The 16,022-nt window shown below is 43.8% G+C and carries 10 protein-coding genes; all 10 read right to left on the reverse strand.

Features of this window, described 5'->3' with window-relative positions; genetic code table 11:
- Window positions 1-426: 426 nt before the first annotated feature.
- Window positions 427-1,500: an acyltransferase gene (locus HXY43_RS03280; RefSeq protein ID WP_290879951.1), complete on the reverse strand. Its 1,074-nt coding sequence runs from the start codon at window positions 1,498-1,500 to the stop codon at window positions 427-429.
- Between the two features lie 218 nt (window positions 1,501-1,718).
- Entirely contained in the window at window positions 1,719-3,533 is a 1,815-nt protein-coding gene (locus HXY43_RS03285) for a cellulose-binding protein (RefSeq protein ID WP_290879952.1), read from the reverse strand.
- A 117-nt stretch (window positions 3,534-3,650) separates the two neighbouring features.
- Window positions 3,651-4,898 (reverse strand): glycosyltransferase, encoded by a 1,248-nt coding sequence (locus HXY43_RS03290; RefSeq protein ID WP_290879955.1) that lies wholly within the window; start codon window positions 4,896-4,898, stop codon window positions 3,651-3,653.
- 65 nt (window positions 4,899-4,963) lie between these two features.
- Window positions 4,964-7,111 (reverse strand): NAD-dependent epimerase/dehydratase family protein, encoded by a 2,148-nt coding sequence (locus HXY43_RS03295; RefSeq protein ID WP_290879958.1) that lies wholly within the window; start codon window positions 7,109-7,111, stop codon window positions 4,964-4,966.
- A 4-nt stretch (window positions 7,112-7,115) separates the two neighbouring features.
- Window positions 7,116-8,162 (reverse strand): glycosyltransferase family 2 protein, encoded by a 1,047-nt coding sequence (locus tag HXY43_RS03300; RefSeq protein WP_290879961.1) that lies wholly within the window; start codon window positions 8,160-8,162, stop codon window positions 7,116-7,118.
- A 126-nt stretch (window positions 8,163-8,288) separates the two neighbouring features.
- The gene (locus tag HXY43_RS03305; protein WP_290879963.1) at window positions 8,289-9,281 is read right to left on the reverse strand and encodes a glycosyltransferase family 2 protein; all 993 of its coding nucleotides are present in this window, start codon (window positions 9,279-9,281) and stop codon (window positions 8,289-8,291) included.
- A 71-nt stretch (window positions 9,282-9,352) separates the two neighbouring features.
- The gene (locus HXY43_RS03310; RefSeq protein WP_290879965.1) at window positions 9,353-10,546 is read right to left on the reverse strand and encodes an O-antigen ligase domain-containing protein; all 1,194 of its coding nucleotides are present in this window, start codon (window positions 10,544-10,546) and stop codon (window positions 9,353-9,355) included.
- 312 nt (window positions 10,547-10,858) lie between these two features.
- Complete coding sequence (locus tag HXY43_RS03315) at window positions 10,859-11,839, reverse strand: class I SAM-dependent methyltransferase (RefSeq protein ID WP_290879967.1); 981 nt, start codon at window positions 11,837-11,839, stop codon at window positions 10,859-10,861.
- Window positions 11,840-11,864: 25 nt separating this feature from the next.
- Window positions 11,865-13,211: an oligosaccharide flippase family protein gene (locus tag HXY43_RS03320; RefSeq protein ID WP_290879969.1), complete on the reverse strand. Its 1,347-nt coding sequence runs from the start codon at window positions 13,209-13,211 to the stop codon at window positions 11,865-11,867.
- Window positions 13,208-14,551, reverse strand: a complete 1,344-nt coding sequence (locus HXY43_RS03325) for a glycosyltransferase (protein WP_290879970.1) — start codon at window positions 14,549-14,551, stop codon at window positions 13,208-13,210. Before HXY43_RS03325 ends, HXY43_RS03320 begins: the two co-directional genes overlap by 4 nt.
- Window positions 14,552-16,022: the final 1,471 nt, after the last annotated feature.

The following is a 16,022-nucleotide window of genomic DNA, read 5'->3' on the forward strand; positions in this document are numbered from 1 at the left end:
AAATAAAGTAAAAATAGGGCGGGCGAGACGCCCACCCCACAAGAACAACAAATCTCTTGTGGGGTGGAGAGAAGTTGCCGGGGAGATGTTCTTTCCGGCAAACTTCGGGGCATCCTGCCCGCCTTGTCACAAAATAAGCACTTTATGTTTAATTACGTCCATCTACTTACCATTTCTCTAAATATTTGAGACAGATGATTCTCTATAGCCCCCCTTAAAAAGGAGGGACTCACCGGCCCCCTCTGGGGAACTCACCGGCCCCCACTCCGTGGGGATTAGGAGCGAGGGAGGAATGGGGGGGATCTACATATGTTTCACAGTTAAAGGGAATTGGTATTAGAAGAATGCGCTGCTAAATACCGAGGATTTTGTAAGAAATATCGACCACAGTCGAAGCCGGAAAAACAGATATCTCGAAAACTCAATTTATGAGCCAATAACAAATCGGCTATTTTTCCCAAAAATTCTCTTCACGATCAAGATTGAAACGATGCTTGCTCCTACCGCAGTGAAGAAAATTAGCGAAAAAGTTAATGGATTAGCTTGAGTCCAAAATGGATCGAATCCAAATTTATTAGCTGCCCCAGAGTAGGCAATTATGAAGTAGTCGTGGAGAAAATAGATTCCGAAACTCAATTCAGCTAGGAAACCCATGATCTCATGAAATTTTTTTGGTAGGCGTGATTCAATGAGCCATAAAACGTAGATGATTAGTACGCACAGAATTAGTTTACTCAGTGAATTAATCGCAATCGGTCTTGGTACGATCGCAATTTCTAAAGCAGTTAAGATAACGAAGCCTATCAGCAGCCAGAGATTTTTTTTCTGCACAATCAAAAACAGCTTGTCTCTATAGTGCGAACAAAACATACCTATCATATAGACAGATAGGAAATGGACAAATGACTGCATAACATTATCATTCTGATAGGGTCTAGGTACAACTGCGGTGATCGTCAGTAACATGGGGAGTATGCGATAGGCTTGGGGATGCCTATCCACCCATAGCAATATGGGCGAGATAATATAAAAAATGGTAATCATGGGAATGAACCAGAATGGTGGTAAATGCGCTCCGGTCAGTAAGTACATGATGATTTGACCAGGAATTGACCAATCTGAAAAACGAGCACTAAACCAATCTGGTGGAATATATATTTTCCTAGCAATGCAAAATATAATTGCTGGTATTGATATTAATAGATAAGGCAGAATAACGTATTGCAGTTTTTTACTCAAGTATTTTTTGTATTCATATTTGGAAGATAAAAACTGGAATAAAAATCCTGCTATAAAGATAAAATATACAGTTCCATTGCCAATCAAAATAGAAGTTATTTTTTCTACTCTTTCATCACCCCATTCTAGAGTAGGAATGATATGAGTAGCCACAATTGTGAGAATTGCAAACCCCCGAAAATTATGTATATATCTTAAAAATTTTGATGAATTTTTAGTATTTTTATATGGAGTTGGTTCAATTATAGTTTTATCTGTCATGCTGATTACCTCACAAATTTTCTAGTCACACCAAGTATTTTTAATAATTATGAATTCTTGCTGCTTATCTGATATCTCGCAACAGTTTATATAAGAGCCAGAGGCTCTAATTATCGTTACCAGGTTCAACCTGGTAACGAGGGTGGTGGGCTGCTGCCTCCCGGCTGTTGCAATTGAATTCTTGCTCTCTTCTACAATTGCCTTTAGCACTCAACACGCTAACGATTATTTTTATTAAAATCTACTAATGCCTGATATTTAGGTGAACTATTTTGTCCTACGTATTCTAATGCGCCCCAACTTCCCCACTTACCAGGTGCTCCGATATCGACAAAATGCATGAATAATCCTCCTCCAGCTTTTTTCCAATCATTTAGTAATTGGGTATAGATTTCATACATGGCTGGATGCCGATTTAGTTTGATAAAGAAATTGGTCAACTTTTCGTTATTCTCCACTCCAGAATGACCAACGATATGTTGACCCCCTTCGTAAGCAACTAGCTGCAAATTTCTTTTTCGGGCTACCTTGGCATGATAAATAAAGCTGTTGTAATTATCTGCTAAACTATCGCTAGAGTTTTTAAGTAACCCTCCTTGCTTTAACTGCTGAAAAGCTTTACTAAAACCACCATCTGGCTCATTCAACCAAGACTCTACTGTTTTAGTATTTTCCGGTGCACCCAAACTTGTACCGAAATATCCAGCGATCGCATAAGCATCAATACCGTGTTGATAACAAGATTTATTACCTTCTGCTACCCAATATTTGCAGTCTAAAGCGGCATTCTCTAACCCTTGCCATGCTGTTTGAGTGCCCATCACGCACACTACACGATCCTTTTGCTTAGCAAAAGTGTTTTTCCAGGTATTGCACATTTGAGCAGTACGCATACCGTACCAATGCATGTAAGCATCTTTTTTATCTTTTCCCCATTTCGCTTGACCTTGTTTTAAAGCATAATTTGCCTGTGGAAATTTCCAATTCCAAACCTCATTAGAAAACTCTACATATGCCTTTAATTTTGGGTTCAGTTTTTCTTTCACCACTTGAGCAAATTTAGCCATGTATTCATCAGTAGCCATATGGGGCATGTTGAACCACGGCTGGGCGTTGATTTTATTGGCGAGAGCAACCATTACCTCTACAGGCACTCCATTGAGAGCATAGGAAGCAGTTGTGGGTGTAGGTCGAGAAGACCATTCTTTCTGCTGTGAACCATTTGTTTGCATCCAGTCCATGAAGCGAAGATTTTTAAAGCTTTTAATTTTGTTTATAAAAGCAGGATTAAATATTTCACCTTTAGTGTAGAGAGCTAAATCTTCAGCTCTGACAACTCGAATGTTACGAATGTAATTACCTGTCTTTTTAGGGTCGGTAGAACTGATAGTAATTAATATGCCTCCGCCGCCTTCGGAATTGACATTGATTACATCTTTTCCAGGAGTTGAAGCGACTTTATCTTTTTGAGCATCAAAACCATACTCAATTGTGCCTTCACCATCATACAAAACAATATATTTTCCAGAAGGATAACGGCCTTTTATTTCTCTCAATAGTAAAGTACTGACTCGGGTGTATTTGGGAGGAGCGTTGGGATTTGGTAGAGATTTGACCCAACCGTTTTTGTCTAAATTTAGAAGACTGGCTTCATTTGTATCCCATTCTCCATTGCTATTACAACCGGGATCTCTACTTTCGCATTGAGTAATCCATTGCCGAGACAATTTAAAAATATCCAAAAATGGTAATTGAGTTGACCAATCGGCAATACCACTAAGACCCATTCCTACAAAAGAAGTGGAATTAGGAATACTCTTTTTGGCACTTACAACAAAAGGAGTGGAGCTAGGAATGCTCTTTTCAGCAGTCACCATTGTTTGGTTGCTTGGTAGAGAACAACCACTGATGACAATCGAAAAAGTTATCAAAGCTAGGCAAGGATAAATGAGAATTTTATCTTGACTGCACAACCTGATTAATAAATATTTCCAACGACGCAATTTGGTAATTAATTTATTACGGTGATCCATAAGTATTCAAACAGAATTAATTACACACATTGTTTTCCTGTTCCCTGTTAAGCGTTCTCTGTTCCCTGTCTTTATGAGTAAAGTTCATGAATCAAATTGGATTGCTATGTAAATGCTTTAGCCGTGCAAACATGCAGCAAGTTCTGCACGACGCCTATGGGTTTCATCCAGCGTTCTGGTGCGAGCAAGTGCCAGACCATTGGCAAGTAACTCAGCTAAGTAGGTGCGATTTTGATGGGCTTCTATGAATGCTGCACTCAAAGCGTCAATATCACCGGAGGGCACGAGAATGGAGGTTTTGTGTTTTTCTAACAGTGCGTCGCTTCCGGGATTACGATAGAGGATCACTGGTAGACCGCGAGCCATTCCTAAAAATATGTTACGGCTGATTTCGGCGGTTAGGTTGGTGACTACGATTATGTGCGCTTGATCGAACCAGTCAAACAACTCTCGACCGTAAGGCACGCCACCGACGAACCGAACTGTCTCCTCTAGACCAAGTTCGACCGCTAATTGCTTGTAATTTTCCAGAGAGTCCCCATCTCCAACCACATCCAAATGCAGGTCAATACCACGGGATAATGCAATTGCCATTGCTCGCAGCACATGGTCAGTTGCTTTAATTGGCGTTTGTCGTCCAGCCGTAATTAAGCGTAGTGGTTGGGAAGCATCCATTAATCGTTGTTGGCGTAACGCTGCCTGTTGGTCGCTAATGAGAATCTCGTCTGTCACAAAGGTGCGTTCAAAATTGTGACAGCGATCGCTCCACTCTTGCTGAAACCGCTCAACTACTGAAAAGTTATGCGCGAACACTAGGTCAGCTTCACGTATTGCTTGGCGACAGAAACGATCAAAATACTTGACCATTTTTTGCTGTTTCAGCATTCGTATAATGGGATTTGGCTCTTGTGCAACAAACTGCTCTAGGCGAGGAAAAGGATCGGCTCCATTAAACACATAGATGCGTTTTTTGTTATGCTTTTTCGCAATTGGCCAAACAATCTCTGCCAAAGACACTGGATGACCGTTGTAATCAGCTTGTACAATAGAAGCCCATTGACAAGCTTGATTTAGCTGCTTCCTGAGCTTGGGAAGCTTTGTAATGAAGGTTTTCAAAGAATAGTAATTTGGCAAGGGGAAAACATCAAATCCCTCTTCCTGTGGATTAATTTCTACTAAGTTGAAGCTACCACTATCGGCCACTGTCAGATCGTCAACATATCGAACAGCGACACCTAATCTGCCGTATGGACTCCATGCTTCGGCTTGCGCTCGTAAGTCTTCAAGCCACATATCGCCCAGGACATATGTATTTGGTGATGACCCCTTGCCAAAGGGTACATAGCTAACTAGTAAATAATTCATAAGCTATGTGCTGTGTGTAGGTTTACTTGATATCCTCCTCACACCTAGAAACCGGGGTATTCCTTCTACCTAAAGAACTCTTCAACAGGAATATGTATGCCTTCGCGGATAATAGTTTCGCGGTCTTTGACTGGCGACCAGCCCAGCTGATGCTCTGCTTTTGAGGAATCAAACCTAGCAGCAAAGCTGCGACCCTCGCAATCTGCATAGCTGGGAAATGCGGCATTAGGATCGCGTCCGATGCTCTTGATTGCCCACTTGAAAAGGGCTTCGGTGTAGGACTTCCAGGCCGATGTGGCTACTCGTCGTAGTTTGATGTTCGCCTGACGCTCAAACTCATCGAGGTATTCATTAGCTGTGATACAAGGGGTACTGGCAAGGTTGTAAGACTCACCTTCAATACCTGGTACTGCGATCGCCCGCACCATCGCGTCAGCAACGTCATCTACAAGCACAATTGGTAGGTGGTTATTGCCATCACCGTAGAGGCTGCACACTGAACTGTAGGGCCAAGCGGCAATTCCCCAGTGGTAAGGATTGCCACCGCGACCGAGTACCACACCCGGACGGAAAATAACTACAGGTAAGCCCTGTTTTTGGTGGAGTTCCAGCAGCGATCGCTCATTTTCTACCTTCGATCTCGCATAGGGAGCAACGCGAATGATGTCATCATGAGGTTTGGTTTCTTCCGTAATGGTCGATGTGTTCTTGCCAGCATAGTAAATCGCAATTGAAGATGCGTAAAACAGCCGCTCAATTCCGTGTTTGAGACATAACTCAGCAACTTTGCGCGTAGGCTTAACGTCAGTTTCTAGGTACTCGCTCCAGGTTTTGCCGTTGCCCCGTGCTAGGTGGTAAACATAGCGGATGCCATCCAGCGCAGCCTCTACCGCGTTGGCATCAGCAAAGTCGCCCTTGGCAAACTCAACTCCGAGTTTACGTAATTCTGCCGGGCAGCTATTGGGATCGCGGGCAAGAATGCGGACGCCATAACCGTCTTTACGGAGGCGGCGCACCAGGGCTTGACCAATGAAACCTGTACCGCCAATCACCAGCACTATAGATTTTGGCACGGTCGGCTTGACCAATTCGTTAGCAACAGATACCGCTTGATCTGGTATTGGCAAATCAGCCTCGCGGGCAACCCACTCAGCAAGTGCGACTGCGGCTTCACTAATTGCCGGACTCAACCTCTCGTCCAGAATCCCTCCCCTACTGTTGTAGAAACTCTCGACTGTTCGCGCGATGCTGTAGGGGAATGGGCCTGATGCTTTGGATAGACCCATCTTAGATAGCACGAAACTGGTTAAGGTGCCACTGGCTTGCAGTAGAGAGTCACGGGCACTAGTTACTACATTGGCATAGCGATCGACATCAAGCAGGTAGGGAGTATGCTCTTGGCAGACGTAGGTGTTGTTCTCGAAGTCCACCCGCGCCACTGCATTCGTGCCGCGAGTATGGATGTAGTGTTCTGGATATCCATCAATGAACGAAAACCGCAACCGGATGCTGGTGTTGCCCTGCCAACCTCGGATTTCCCAGCGACGGTAAAATTCTAGCCCGCGCGGTAGTTCCACTTTATCATGGACATCGACGGAAATTTCTTCGGGCTGACCGAGGAGATGGATAAGGTGGACGAATGAATGGGGAGCTACCTCAAATAGAATGTTCTTTGGTGACTGGAGCATCCACGCCCCAAATGGGCCGCCTTTGAGCAGTCCAAGTTCTTTGTTCCAAACAATGTCTATTTGATCGATCTGCCCTAACCGACCGCTACGCAGGTCGGCTACCAACTTCTCATACACCGGGAAATACAGAAAGTTGTTGCTAACAGCGATCGCTCTACCCGCAGCATCTGCAAGCTTGCGGAGTTCCTGGCAGTAAGTAACTTTGTGGCAAAGCGGCTTCTCAATCAGGGCATCAACACCAGCCTCTATCACTTGGCTACCAGTTGTGAAGTGAACGTGGGGCGGCGTCAGGATGTGAACAACGTCTAGCTGTTCGCGAGACAGCATCTCGCCCAGATCGTTGTAGACGTTCGGTATCCCCTTTGCCTCAGCAAATCGCTGTGCTAGTCTGCGGTTCAAATCGCAGATGGCTCGTACCTCGACGTTGGGTAACAAGCGCAGCGCCCGAATATGGAAATCAGAAATGTAGCCAGCGCCGAGAAGCGCGACGGCAACGGGGTGACTACGTCGATTGCTATCAGCCATTTACCTATCTCCCAGTTGGTTGGATCGCTTTCATCGCGGGTGCTTGCGGAAGCTTGTGTTCAATAATTTCATGCTGTTTTTTGAGCAGGCGATCGCGGTGGAACTTGGCAGCACCGATTGCTTGAGGAAACACCGATACTGCACACGAAAAACCCCAAGCGATGCTGTCAGCCCAAGAAAATCCCTGTCGCTGCGTTTTGAAAATCGTCCGCAGAGCGATCAGTGGATAGCGCCCCAAGACAATCAACGATAGCCCATGTGTGAAAGGCAACAGCGCTAGTGTACCCAAAGGTGCGATCGCCCCCCAAATCCAGGTGCGCCATATCTCTTTGACAAACTTGCGCTCAGGATAAGCCCCGTGTATGTGCGAAACCTGGGCAAATGCATAGCCGCAGCGTTTGGCACGTCGCCACCATTGCGACAGGCTGTGGATGTCGGCGTCGTGCAGGACGCTGTCTTGGTCGATGCGGAGGAGCGTACCGCCATTTTGACGCAACCGCACGCTCAGTTCATCATCTTCGGCGGCGATGACGCTGGCGTCGTAGCCCCCTACGGCTGCCAGGGCATCGGCACGAATCATCACGTTGCCACCGAAGCTAGATGTCCGTCCGATTGGCCCCATCATCCGCCACTCCACACTACAGATGCGGTTATAGATACTGCGTTCTGGGTAACGTTCGCACGTCCAGCCACAGACAGCAACTGCATCGGGATTGGCATTCAGTGTTTGGGCGGCTGCCTCGATCCAGCCCTCGACGACCTCGCAATCACCGTCAATGAATTGGACGTACTCTACTTCAGGATGCTTTGCGCGCAGCCGCTCAAAGCCAGCATTGCGAGCTCGGGCAGCAGTGAACGGCACCGACATATCCAGATTAACCACCTCGACTCCGCGTTGAGATGCAACTTCGCAGCTGCCATCGGTGGAACCGGAGTCAATGTATACTACTACGCGCGACCCATCGACAACAGCATCTAGGCTTTTGATTAAGCGATCGCCTTCATTGCGTCCAATGACAACTACCCCAATGTTGTTGGAAAAGCTTGGCACTTGCACCCCCCTGCGAACAAACCATCTCGCTGTCTTTGAATTTATCTTCCGGAATTACGCCTGATGTGAATTAAGGCTATGACTAAAATCGCGTTTTAAAAATCGATTACAGATAGATCGTACGTGTTAAGCTTGACTTCCTTTGATGAATATGCTATTGAGCAGAAAGTCACTCATCAGCTTGGGTGGGTCTGTGTCTGGCTTGCGCTGAATCACCCGCCGCCATCTCCACACAAAGAAACCAAACACCCAAGTTGCATCAGCTAGGGCTGCATACAGCCAACCGTGATTTTTGATAAAGTATCTGCGTCTAGAATCAAACCAGTATTTGGGTAGGCGTTTGGGTCGCTGGTTGGGGTTATTTACTCCTGTACTTTGCCCGACTAGATGCACAACTCGACTAGCAGGAACGTACCAACAAGACCAACCTGCTTTGTTTGCCTGCAAGCAAAAGTCTACTTCCTCAAAATATAGGAAATATTTCTCATCGAGCAAACCTACTGATGCAAAGACTTCGCGGCGGACAATCATGCTTGCTCCAGACACCCAATCGGTTTGATAGGTGTCTTCACGAACAGCAGGGGCAACCACCCATCTTGACAATAATTTCGTTATCACTCCCAGACGCAAACCGGAATCAAGTTCACTGAAGATAGTGTGGAAGCGAAAAGCTGAGCGCTGCGGAGTGCCGTCAGGATCTTCTAGGCGGCTACCCGCAATTCCTACATCGGGCTGTTCATCCATGAAGTTTACCAGAGCTTTTAAGGCTCCAGCACGAACAAGCGTATCTGGGTTGAGGATCAGAAAATAGGGTGGTGGATTAGTTGACTCAAGCCCCAAGCGGATTGCAGCGTTATTGCCGAAGGCGTATCCGCCATTATGCTCTAGTGGTAGGAGCGAAACCCAATCACCCCAGCTTTCAGCTGCGATCGCCCCTTGAATTAGTGCCGCAGATCCATCACCAGAAGCGTTGTCAACTACTACAACGTGCGTACCTGGTAGCGATCGCACTTCATCCACCAAAGAACGCAAGCAGGCAATTGTCAGCTGGGGGATGCGGTAGTTAAGGATGACTACCAACAGACGAGATAGGTTATCTAGCTGAATTGCATTAGACATAAATTTTTCTTTAAGCGCCGTTTTTTAATACTTTCAGTAGTTGATTTTCTGAACAATAGAGAGAATTAAGCCTATCTATAACGAGGTATATGAGTTTCTAATTGCTTTATTTCTTTACTGATTCTTGTTTGCTTGATTACCAGCCCTGCTACGCCACCACATGCGAGTATGTAGATGGGGTTGATCATCGCGTTTAGCAGACAGTCCAACATATACAAAACCAAAAGCACTGCTAGAGCTGCAGCTGATGCCACTTTGTGGTGATTCCACATCTGAGCTGGGTAAAGTAGTACAAATGCGATCGCCGGCAGTAATAGCGATGCCATGAGGCTGATGACGCCTACTAAACCCTTAGTGCCAAAAGCAACAATCCACAAACTATCAGTAATTGAAATATCCTTTCCCCACTCGTCATACACGCGGCTGCGTCCCCATCCTCCCCACCCAAAAACGATTCTCTCCCGCGCCTTTTCGGAAAGGAGCTTTTCATTCTCAAATCTAAACTGCACTGATTGTGCTCGTTCTTCATTGAACACATTGGATACAACGGCAACAATTTGATCTGCAGGAAATTGTCCGCTCACTCCCAGATACACATGTGATGAGATCGCGGCGATCGCAATCAATATCAATATAGAGGTACGAAACCTATTGGAGAAGAATAAGATGCACAAGCCCAATGCCAGTAAAATTATCGCGCCTGTTGATTTTACTAGTATGGTTGTTACTATTAATGCAGCTACAAGCCATTTAGCTGAAATACCCCAGACTTGCTTGGCAATGCCAGCCCTCCACAACCAAACACCGAGTAGTGCAGCTGCCGCCATCCACGCACCAACCATAAGGCCGTGTTCCATAAAAACTGTCGGCCTGTATCCTCCGCCTCGGATTGTTTGGCCAAAAGCACTGCGTGCGTGAAAGCCATAAAATATCCGGTGTAACTGCGGACTCATGCGGAGTTCAAATAAGCACAGAGGGATATAGATTAAACCGCCGATGAATATGTCAATGGCTAACTTACGCAATCCATCGAGGTTATTGAGATACAATCGACCCAGGTAATACGGTAATCCCCAAGTCACAGTTTGGTCGAGAACAGATGATAACCCATCGTATACACCCAAATCATTAGTAATTGATGATGCTAGAGGGCATAAGCACCAAACTAACATCGGCAGGTCAAGCCAGCCAAACTGAAACGAACTGAAGCGTTTAATGTCAAATATAATAGTTGCTAATAGAATGCCATAACAGGTCGCTGACATTTTGGTATAGTCTGGCAGACCTGAGAAGTGAAACTTGACGACAGGCAGGAATAGCCACGCGATGATGAAACTTATAATAACTGCCCTCTGAGCTGGCACCCACCTAAATAGATAGATGACAAACGGAATCCAGCCAAACATGACAATATATACCAGAGGGTTCATCAGCTTTACTTAGTAAAAATATAAATTGAGTTTGACGTAGTTGTAAGTTAGTTCCTAAGAAAGACAGGGAACTCTTAACAGGGAACGGGGAACGGCGATCGGGAAATTATTTATCCCCAATCCCCAATCCCTGATACCCAGTCCCCTTTAAGGTTTATACAAGTAAAAACTTGCTTGATCGCCATCTTTTGCCTTATTTAGCTGTGTAGACTTTTTCGCAAAGCTTTTGATTTCATTTTTAGAAAAAATAGAATTTTCAGGATTTACAGCATAAGAAATACTGTCTATCAAGGGTATGTCTCTGAGAAACTGTTCACTTCCCCAGAACTGAAAACAATTTGAGTTAAATTCAACATCTGTAATTTGAAAACCTCCTTGATTTGCCAAAATTTCCATACTTTTAATTGTATGCACAAAAAAATGACGTGGAGCGTCTATTTGTACCCAATGAATACCATATTTGCGCCAAGCAAAAGAAGAAGCTAATGGGATACTAATAATTATATGTTTATCGCTCTTTAATAGACTATATAATTTCTTAATTACAGCTAATGGGTTGGGCATGTGCTCAAAAGAATGGTTGAGAAAGATGAAATCAAATTGCCCTTCCATTTCATCTAAGTGTTTCTTAAAAATGTTAACTCCATTTTCATAGAAAATATCTTTTTCTATAAAAGGATCGATTCCTGTGAGGTCGGTAAACCCATCAGAGCGCATACTCAGAAGAGATTTGCCAACTCCACAACCTACATCTAAAATTTTTGAATCCATTGGTAATTTCAGTTTTTTTACCCAATCATAGTAAATTGGTTGAGGTATGCTAGATATTTTGGTGAGGATTTTTGAAAGTAAAGGCTCCAAATAAGTATTTCCAGCAATTAAGTATTTCATTCTCTGATGTCTGAGAAAAGACTGAAGTGTGTTTTCCTCTTCGACTACAGGAATTTGAAAAGAATAAAAATCATCAGGGTAGTATTTGGAAATATTTTCCGGAATATTTTTAAGCTGCAAGCATCCACATTGACCACATTCAAAATATTCAAATTCATCTCTAAATCCAAACATCATTTCTCGTACGAAATAAGATTTATTACCGAGCGAGTGATTGCAAATTGCACAAACAGTCATTGTTTTTCTCAACAATTCATAAAGTTCAAGAATTATAGAGAGTACTTATAGGTAGTCCCCAATCCAAAATGATTCTAAAAATCATCACTAAACTGATGAATGCAAACAATATCAAAGTAGCTTCAATATCTTGTTTTATACAGGCAAGTTTCTCACGCCAAAGACCATAAATTATTACGCTATAGAAGGGAAGGTCATTAAGTGCAACTGTCATCACAGCTCCAGGAAGACCCATGAGATAAAATCCCAAGGGCAATCCAAGGATCATAAAAATAAATTTGGAAAAACTACCAATTGCTAAATATTTAGCGTTGCCAACAGCCAAAAGTGACGTATCAATTGTTTGGGTAAGTACTCGCGGCCAGATGCCTAATGCCAAAATCGGTAACATCCACGCGGCTTGAAGATACCTGCGATCGTACAGGGTAATTATTACGATATCTCCGAAGCTGACTAGAACCGTCAAGCCCAATGCCATTGCGATCAAAACAAACTTACGGTTCTTTTGAATTCTCTCACGAAAAATTTCGCGAGGAAGGTCAGCAAATTTAGAAAAAACTGGAAAAATTACTTTACTACTGAGCGCAAAGAGAACCTGGCGTGGGATGTCAGCAAGTGTGAAGGCAATGCTATATATACCCAAAACCTCTATAGAAATCAATTTGCCGAGAATCAGTCGGTCAGATTGTTCAGCTAAGAAGAATAAAGCCGTCGAAAAAAATATCCACTTACCTAAAGACAATATGGCTTTGACTGCATCTCGATCCCAAGCAAAGCGATTAGGTGGCCCAGAATTCAAGCGATGGCTCCAAACCATACGTAGCAAAGCTGCTGTAATGTTACCAATTACAAGAGCCCAGATCGTTGGACTAAACCAAGCCCAGATAATCATCACTGTCAGGGATACCGCCTGCACCTTAAGTTCAAAAAGTGCCAACTCACGGACAAACATATTACGGTTGAGCGTGGATAAAGCAGTGGAGTTGAAGCCAGAGATCACAGTGCTCAGACCAACCACCGGGAGCAACAATAAGAACTGGGGTTCTCCGTAAAACTTAGCAAGCGGCCAAGCAATCAAAACGCAACATAACCACAAACCAATGCCACGAATAACCTGTAAGCTCCAGGCAGTGTTAAGAAAATTTGGTTCATCCCCGCGCTTATTCTGGATGATGCTTTGATTAATACCAATGTCCGATAACAGCTGCAAGCCCATCAGGAAAATGGTGATCAGACCCATCAGGCCAAAAAATTGTGGGAAGAGTAGGCGAGTCAAAATCAAGTTACCGCCTAGTCTCAGGAGTTGGCTCAATCCATAGCCAGTGATAGTCCAAACCGTACCACTGATAGCAAGCTTCTTCAGTGAGGTCATGATTTCTGTGAAGAAGGTAAATCGGTAGCAGAGAAATTCAGTAAGTTTTGATGTAGCACTTTCTCCTCGACATTACGGTTATTTGAATAGTCAACAGTTGACGAAATTTCAATTGCCTGATTTTTGGAATTCTCGATGCTAGAACGAAATAGTGTCGCTAGGCGGCCAGCTTCAACTGTGGCATTATGCCGTTGAATAACTCGCTTTCGCCCTTGGATACCCATTTGTTCCAGCTTGTTCATTGGTAACAGCAATGCTTCTCGCATAGCTGCCACTAATGCTTCAACTGAGCCAGGTGGAACTAACCAACCACACACACCCGGCTCTACTAACTCCGGAATTCCGGCAATGTAGGTGCTGATAACTGGACAGCCTAGTGCTAAAGCCTCCATCAGTACTACTGGCAAACCTTCAGCAAAGCTAGGTAGCACCATTGCTCGTGCAGCTAGGATCTGTTGACGAACCTCAGCATTGCTGGCCCAGCCGATGATTTTGACACAATCTTGTAGTCCGAGTCGAGCGATCGCATTTTCAATCTTGCCGCGTAGGGGACCATCGCCTACCAATACCAGTTCAAACTGCAAGCCAAGGGCTACTAACTGAGCTGCGGCATCCATTAAAAGCAGATGCCCCTTGGCTTCGCCCATCCTGGCAACACAGACGAAGCGCGGCTGGGAGGGTGTAGCGGTGGGTGCTATATCCAGAAATGCATTATCTACACCACAACGAACCACATAAATTTTTGACCACTGCTGTTGAGGACACCAACGATAAAGCTGACTTTTGCCGAAGGAACTAACTGTGATGACAAAAGTAGCCCGTTCGACTTTTTCTGCTAAGGCCAGAGACTTGACAGAATCGAACTCTTCAGGGCCGTGAACAGTGAAACTGTAGGGTGGGCCACCAATGGCACGGCACAACATCGCTACTGTGGTGGAATTCGTGCCAAAGTGAGAGTGAACATGGGCTATGCCTGCATCTGTCCACCAACGTAAAAGAACGCAAGCCTCAGCTAAGTAGATCAGATGATACAAAAGACCTCGCTCCGAACGCCAACCAAGCTTGAGTGTCAACCACAAGGCTTGTAGAAAACGAATTGGTCGGACTAGAACAGTGCGGAGTAAAGCAATAAGCAAGCCTACTATCCCAATTCCCAAGACTACCTGAGTCTTCTGTTGTTCTAATTTGTCCGCTTCATCAACCAACTCTGTGCTGCAAGAACGGATTGCAAATCGCTGTATTTTGATTCCATATGTCTCTAGGCTGTTGATTTCTCGGCGAATAAAACTGTGACTGACCTTGGGATACTGATTTATTAAGTAGGCGATCGTGAAAGACATCTTTACTCTCGCAATTGACGAACTGGGTTAAAAGACAAAGAGCGAGGCGAGCTATTGGATAGCTCATGCAAATATATGACCTCTCATCTAACCTCTATCTCTACCCACAGTGAATAAGCTACAAGTGGTGTCACTAGTAACTAGCAGACATGATTGATAAGTGGGGTTTTGGCATTAACCACACCACGACTTTCTTCAACTATTTGGTGTTGGAGGACAGAGAATGAGTCAAACTTATGGCTGAAATCTTTAGAGTGGCCACATAAACCGAGCCTTTGCAACAGAGCTTTTATGTTCTCTGCAAATTTTTGCCACGAAAACTTAAAGTTATAAAATTATATTAATGTTAAGCTGTTAACTGCGTACAATCTTCATAAAATATTCATATACATTCCATCCCATCCCGTAAGCTTTTTTTCCACCCGAAGCCCCACAAATTAAGCTTTGAGAAAAAGCCAGCAGCAGATTTTGGTCATGCTTATTTATGAAGATTTGAGCAAGACTATATCAAGCTGCTATAAAATTCACTCTTGAGTATGATGTTTTATATAAAAATATAACCTTGACATTTCCTCATAGCGATCGACTGTCAGGATATCATATCAAATCCGGCTAATTCATATTCATTAAAAACCCTCACCCTTGCCCCTCTCCCAAGTTGGGAGAGGGGCAGGGGTGAGGGCAGATACAATAACTAATCAAACGGATTTGATATCATTCTCTGCAAATACGAAATCCTTGATCCAGTAGGTTTTTTTGACAATGCAGTGCATCAAAATGCCTTATAAGTCGAGTGTTGCAAGCAATGATTGCACCGTGACATTTCCGAAGTACATTATGCTGATTTACCGCTAGCTGTGAACTGTACATCACAGCCGCATTTAATGAATAAGAGCGTGCGATCGCTTTGGCAGTTGTCTCCACTATACTGACCGGAATCAGTCATCGCTGCTAATTTGAGCAACCTGAAAGTGAAATTATATCAGTCATTTACCTAAACAAAACGGCCACAAAACCACATAGCGAGCGTTTCTAGCTTAACCTGATTTGCTGTTCTATTTCTACTCGCTGCCAAAATTCAAAACTTATCAAAATCACTTTGGCTTACTACTAGCAATTCAACTTTTTAGTGCATCTTCATAAAAACTTTACATATTCTCTCCAGAAAATCCTCTGTATTTTAGGATGGTAAAAGCTTTGCCCTATCTACATAACAACAATAAATTGTGAGTTGATTTGACAACAGTCTATTTTTTAAGATTTGAAAAAGAAAATATAGCTGTTCTCAATTGCCTACAATACAGTAACCGATAGGTAATATCCTTTGTCTTTGCAGAAGAGAAGATTTTAATAGTAGTAAAGCTAACAGCTTAATAGGTAAAAACAGCAACTTTTTGCAATAATTATTTGACTTTAGAGCAGTAGTTTACAATCGGTGAGAACTCGCGATCGTCATGAAGGTAATTTTTTT

Source organism: Fischerella sp., from assembly GCF_013388695.1.
Lineage (GTDB): Bacteria > Cyanobacteriota > Cyanobacteriia > Cyanobacteriales > Nostocaceae > PCC9605.

Excerpts from the sequence above, each read along its gene's own strand:
- HXY43_RS03305 (WP_290879963.1), bottom strand. The coding sequence starts at position 9,281 with ATGTCTAATGCAATTCAGCTAGATAACCTATCTCGTCTGTTGGTAGTC.
- HXY43_RS03290 (WP_290879955.1), bottom strand. The coding sequence starts at position 4,898 with ATGAATTATTTACTAGTTAGCTATGTACCCTTTGGCAAGGGGTCATCA.
- HXY43_RS03280 (WP_290879951.1), bottom strand. The coding sequence starts at position 1,500 with ATGACAGATAAAACTATAATTGAACCAACTCCATATAAAAATACTAAA.
- HXY43_RS03310 (WP_290879965.1), bottom strand. The coding sequence starts at position 10,546 with ATGTCAGCGACCTGTTATGGCATTCTATTAGCAACTATTATATTTGAC.
- HXY43_RS03315 (WP_290879967.1), bottom strand. The coding sequence starts at position 11,839 with ATGACTGTTTGTGCAATTTGCAATCACTCGCTCGGTAATAAATCTTAT.
- HXY43_RS03325 (WP_290879970.1), bottom strand. The coding sequence starts at position 14,551 with ATGTCTTTCACGATCGCCTACTTAATAAATCAGTATCCCAAGGTCAGT.
- HXY43_RS03295 (WP_290879958.1), bottom strand. The coding sequence starts at position 7,111 with ATGGCTGATAGCAATCGACGTAGTCACCCCGTTGCCGTCGCGCTTCTC.
- HXY43_RS03320 (WP_290879969.1), bottom strand. The coding sequence starts at position 13,211 with ATGACCTCACTGAAGAAGCTTGCTATCAGTGGTACGGTTTGGACTATC.
- HXY43_RS03285 (WP_290879952.1), bottom strand. The coding sequence starts at position 3,533 with ATGGATCACCGTAATAAATTAATTACCAAATTGCGTCGTTGGAAATAT.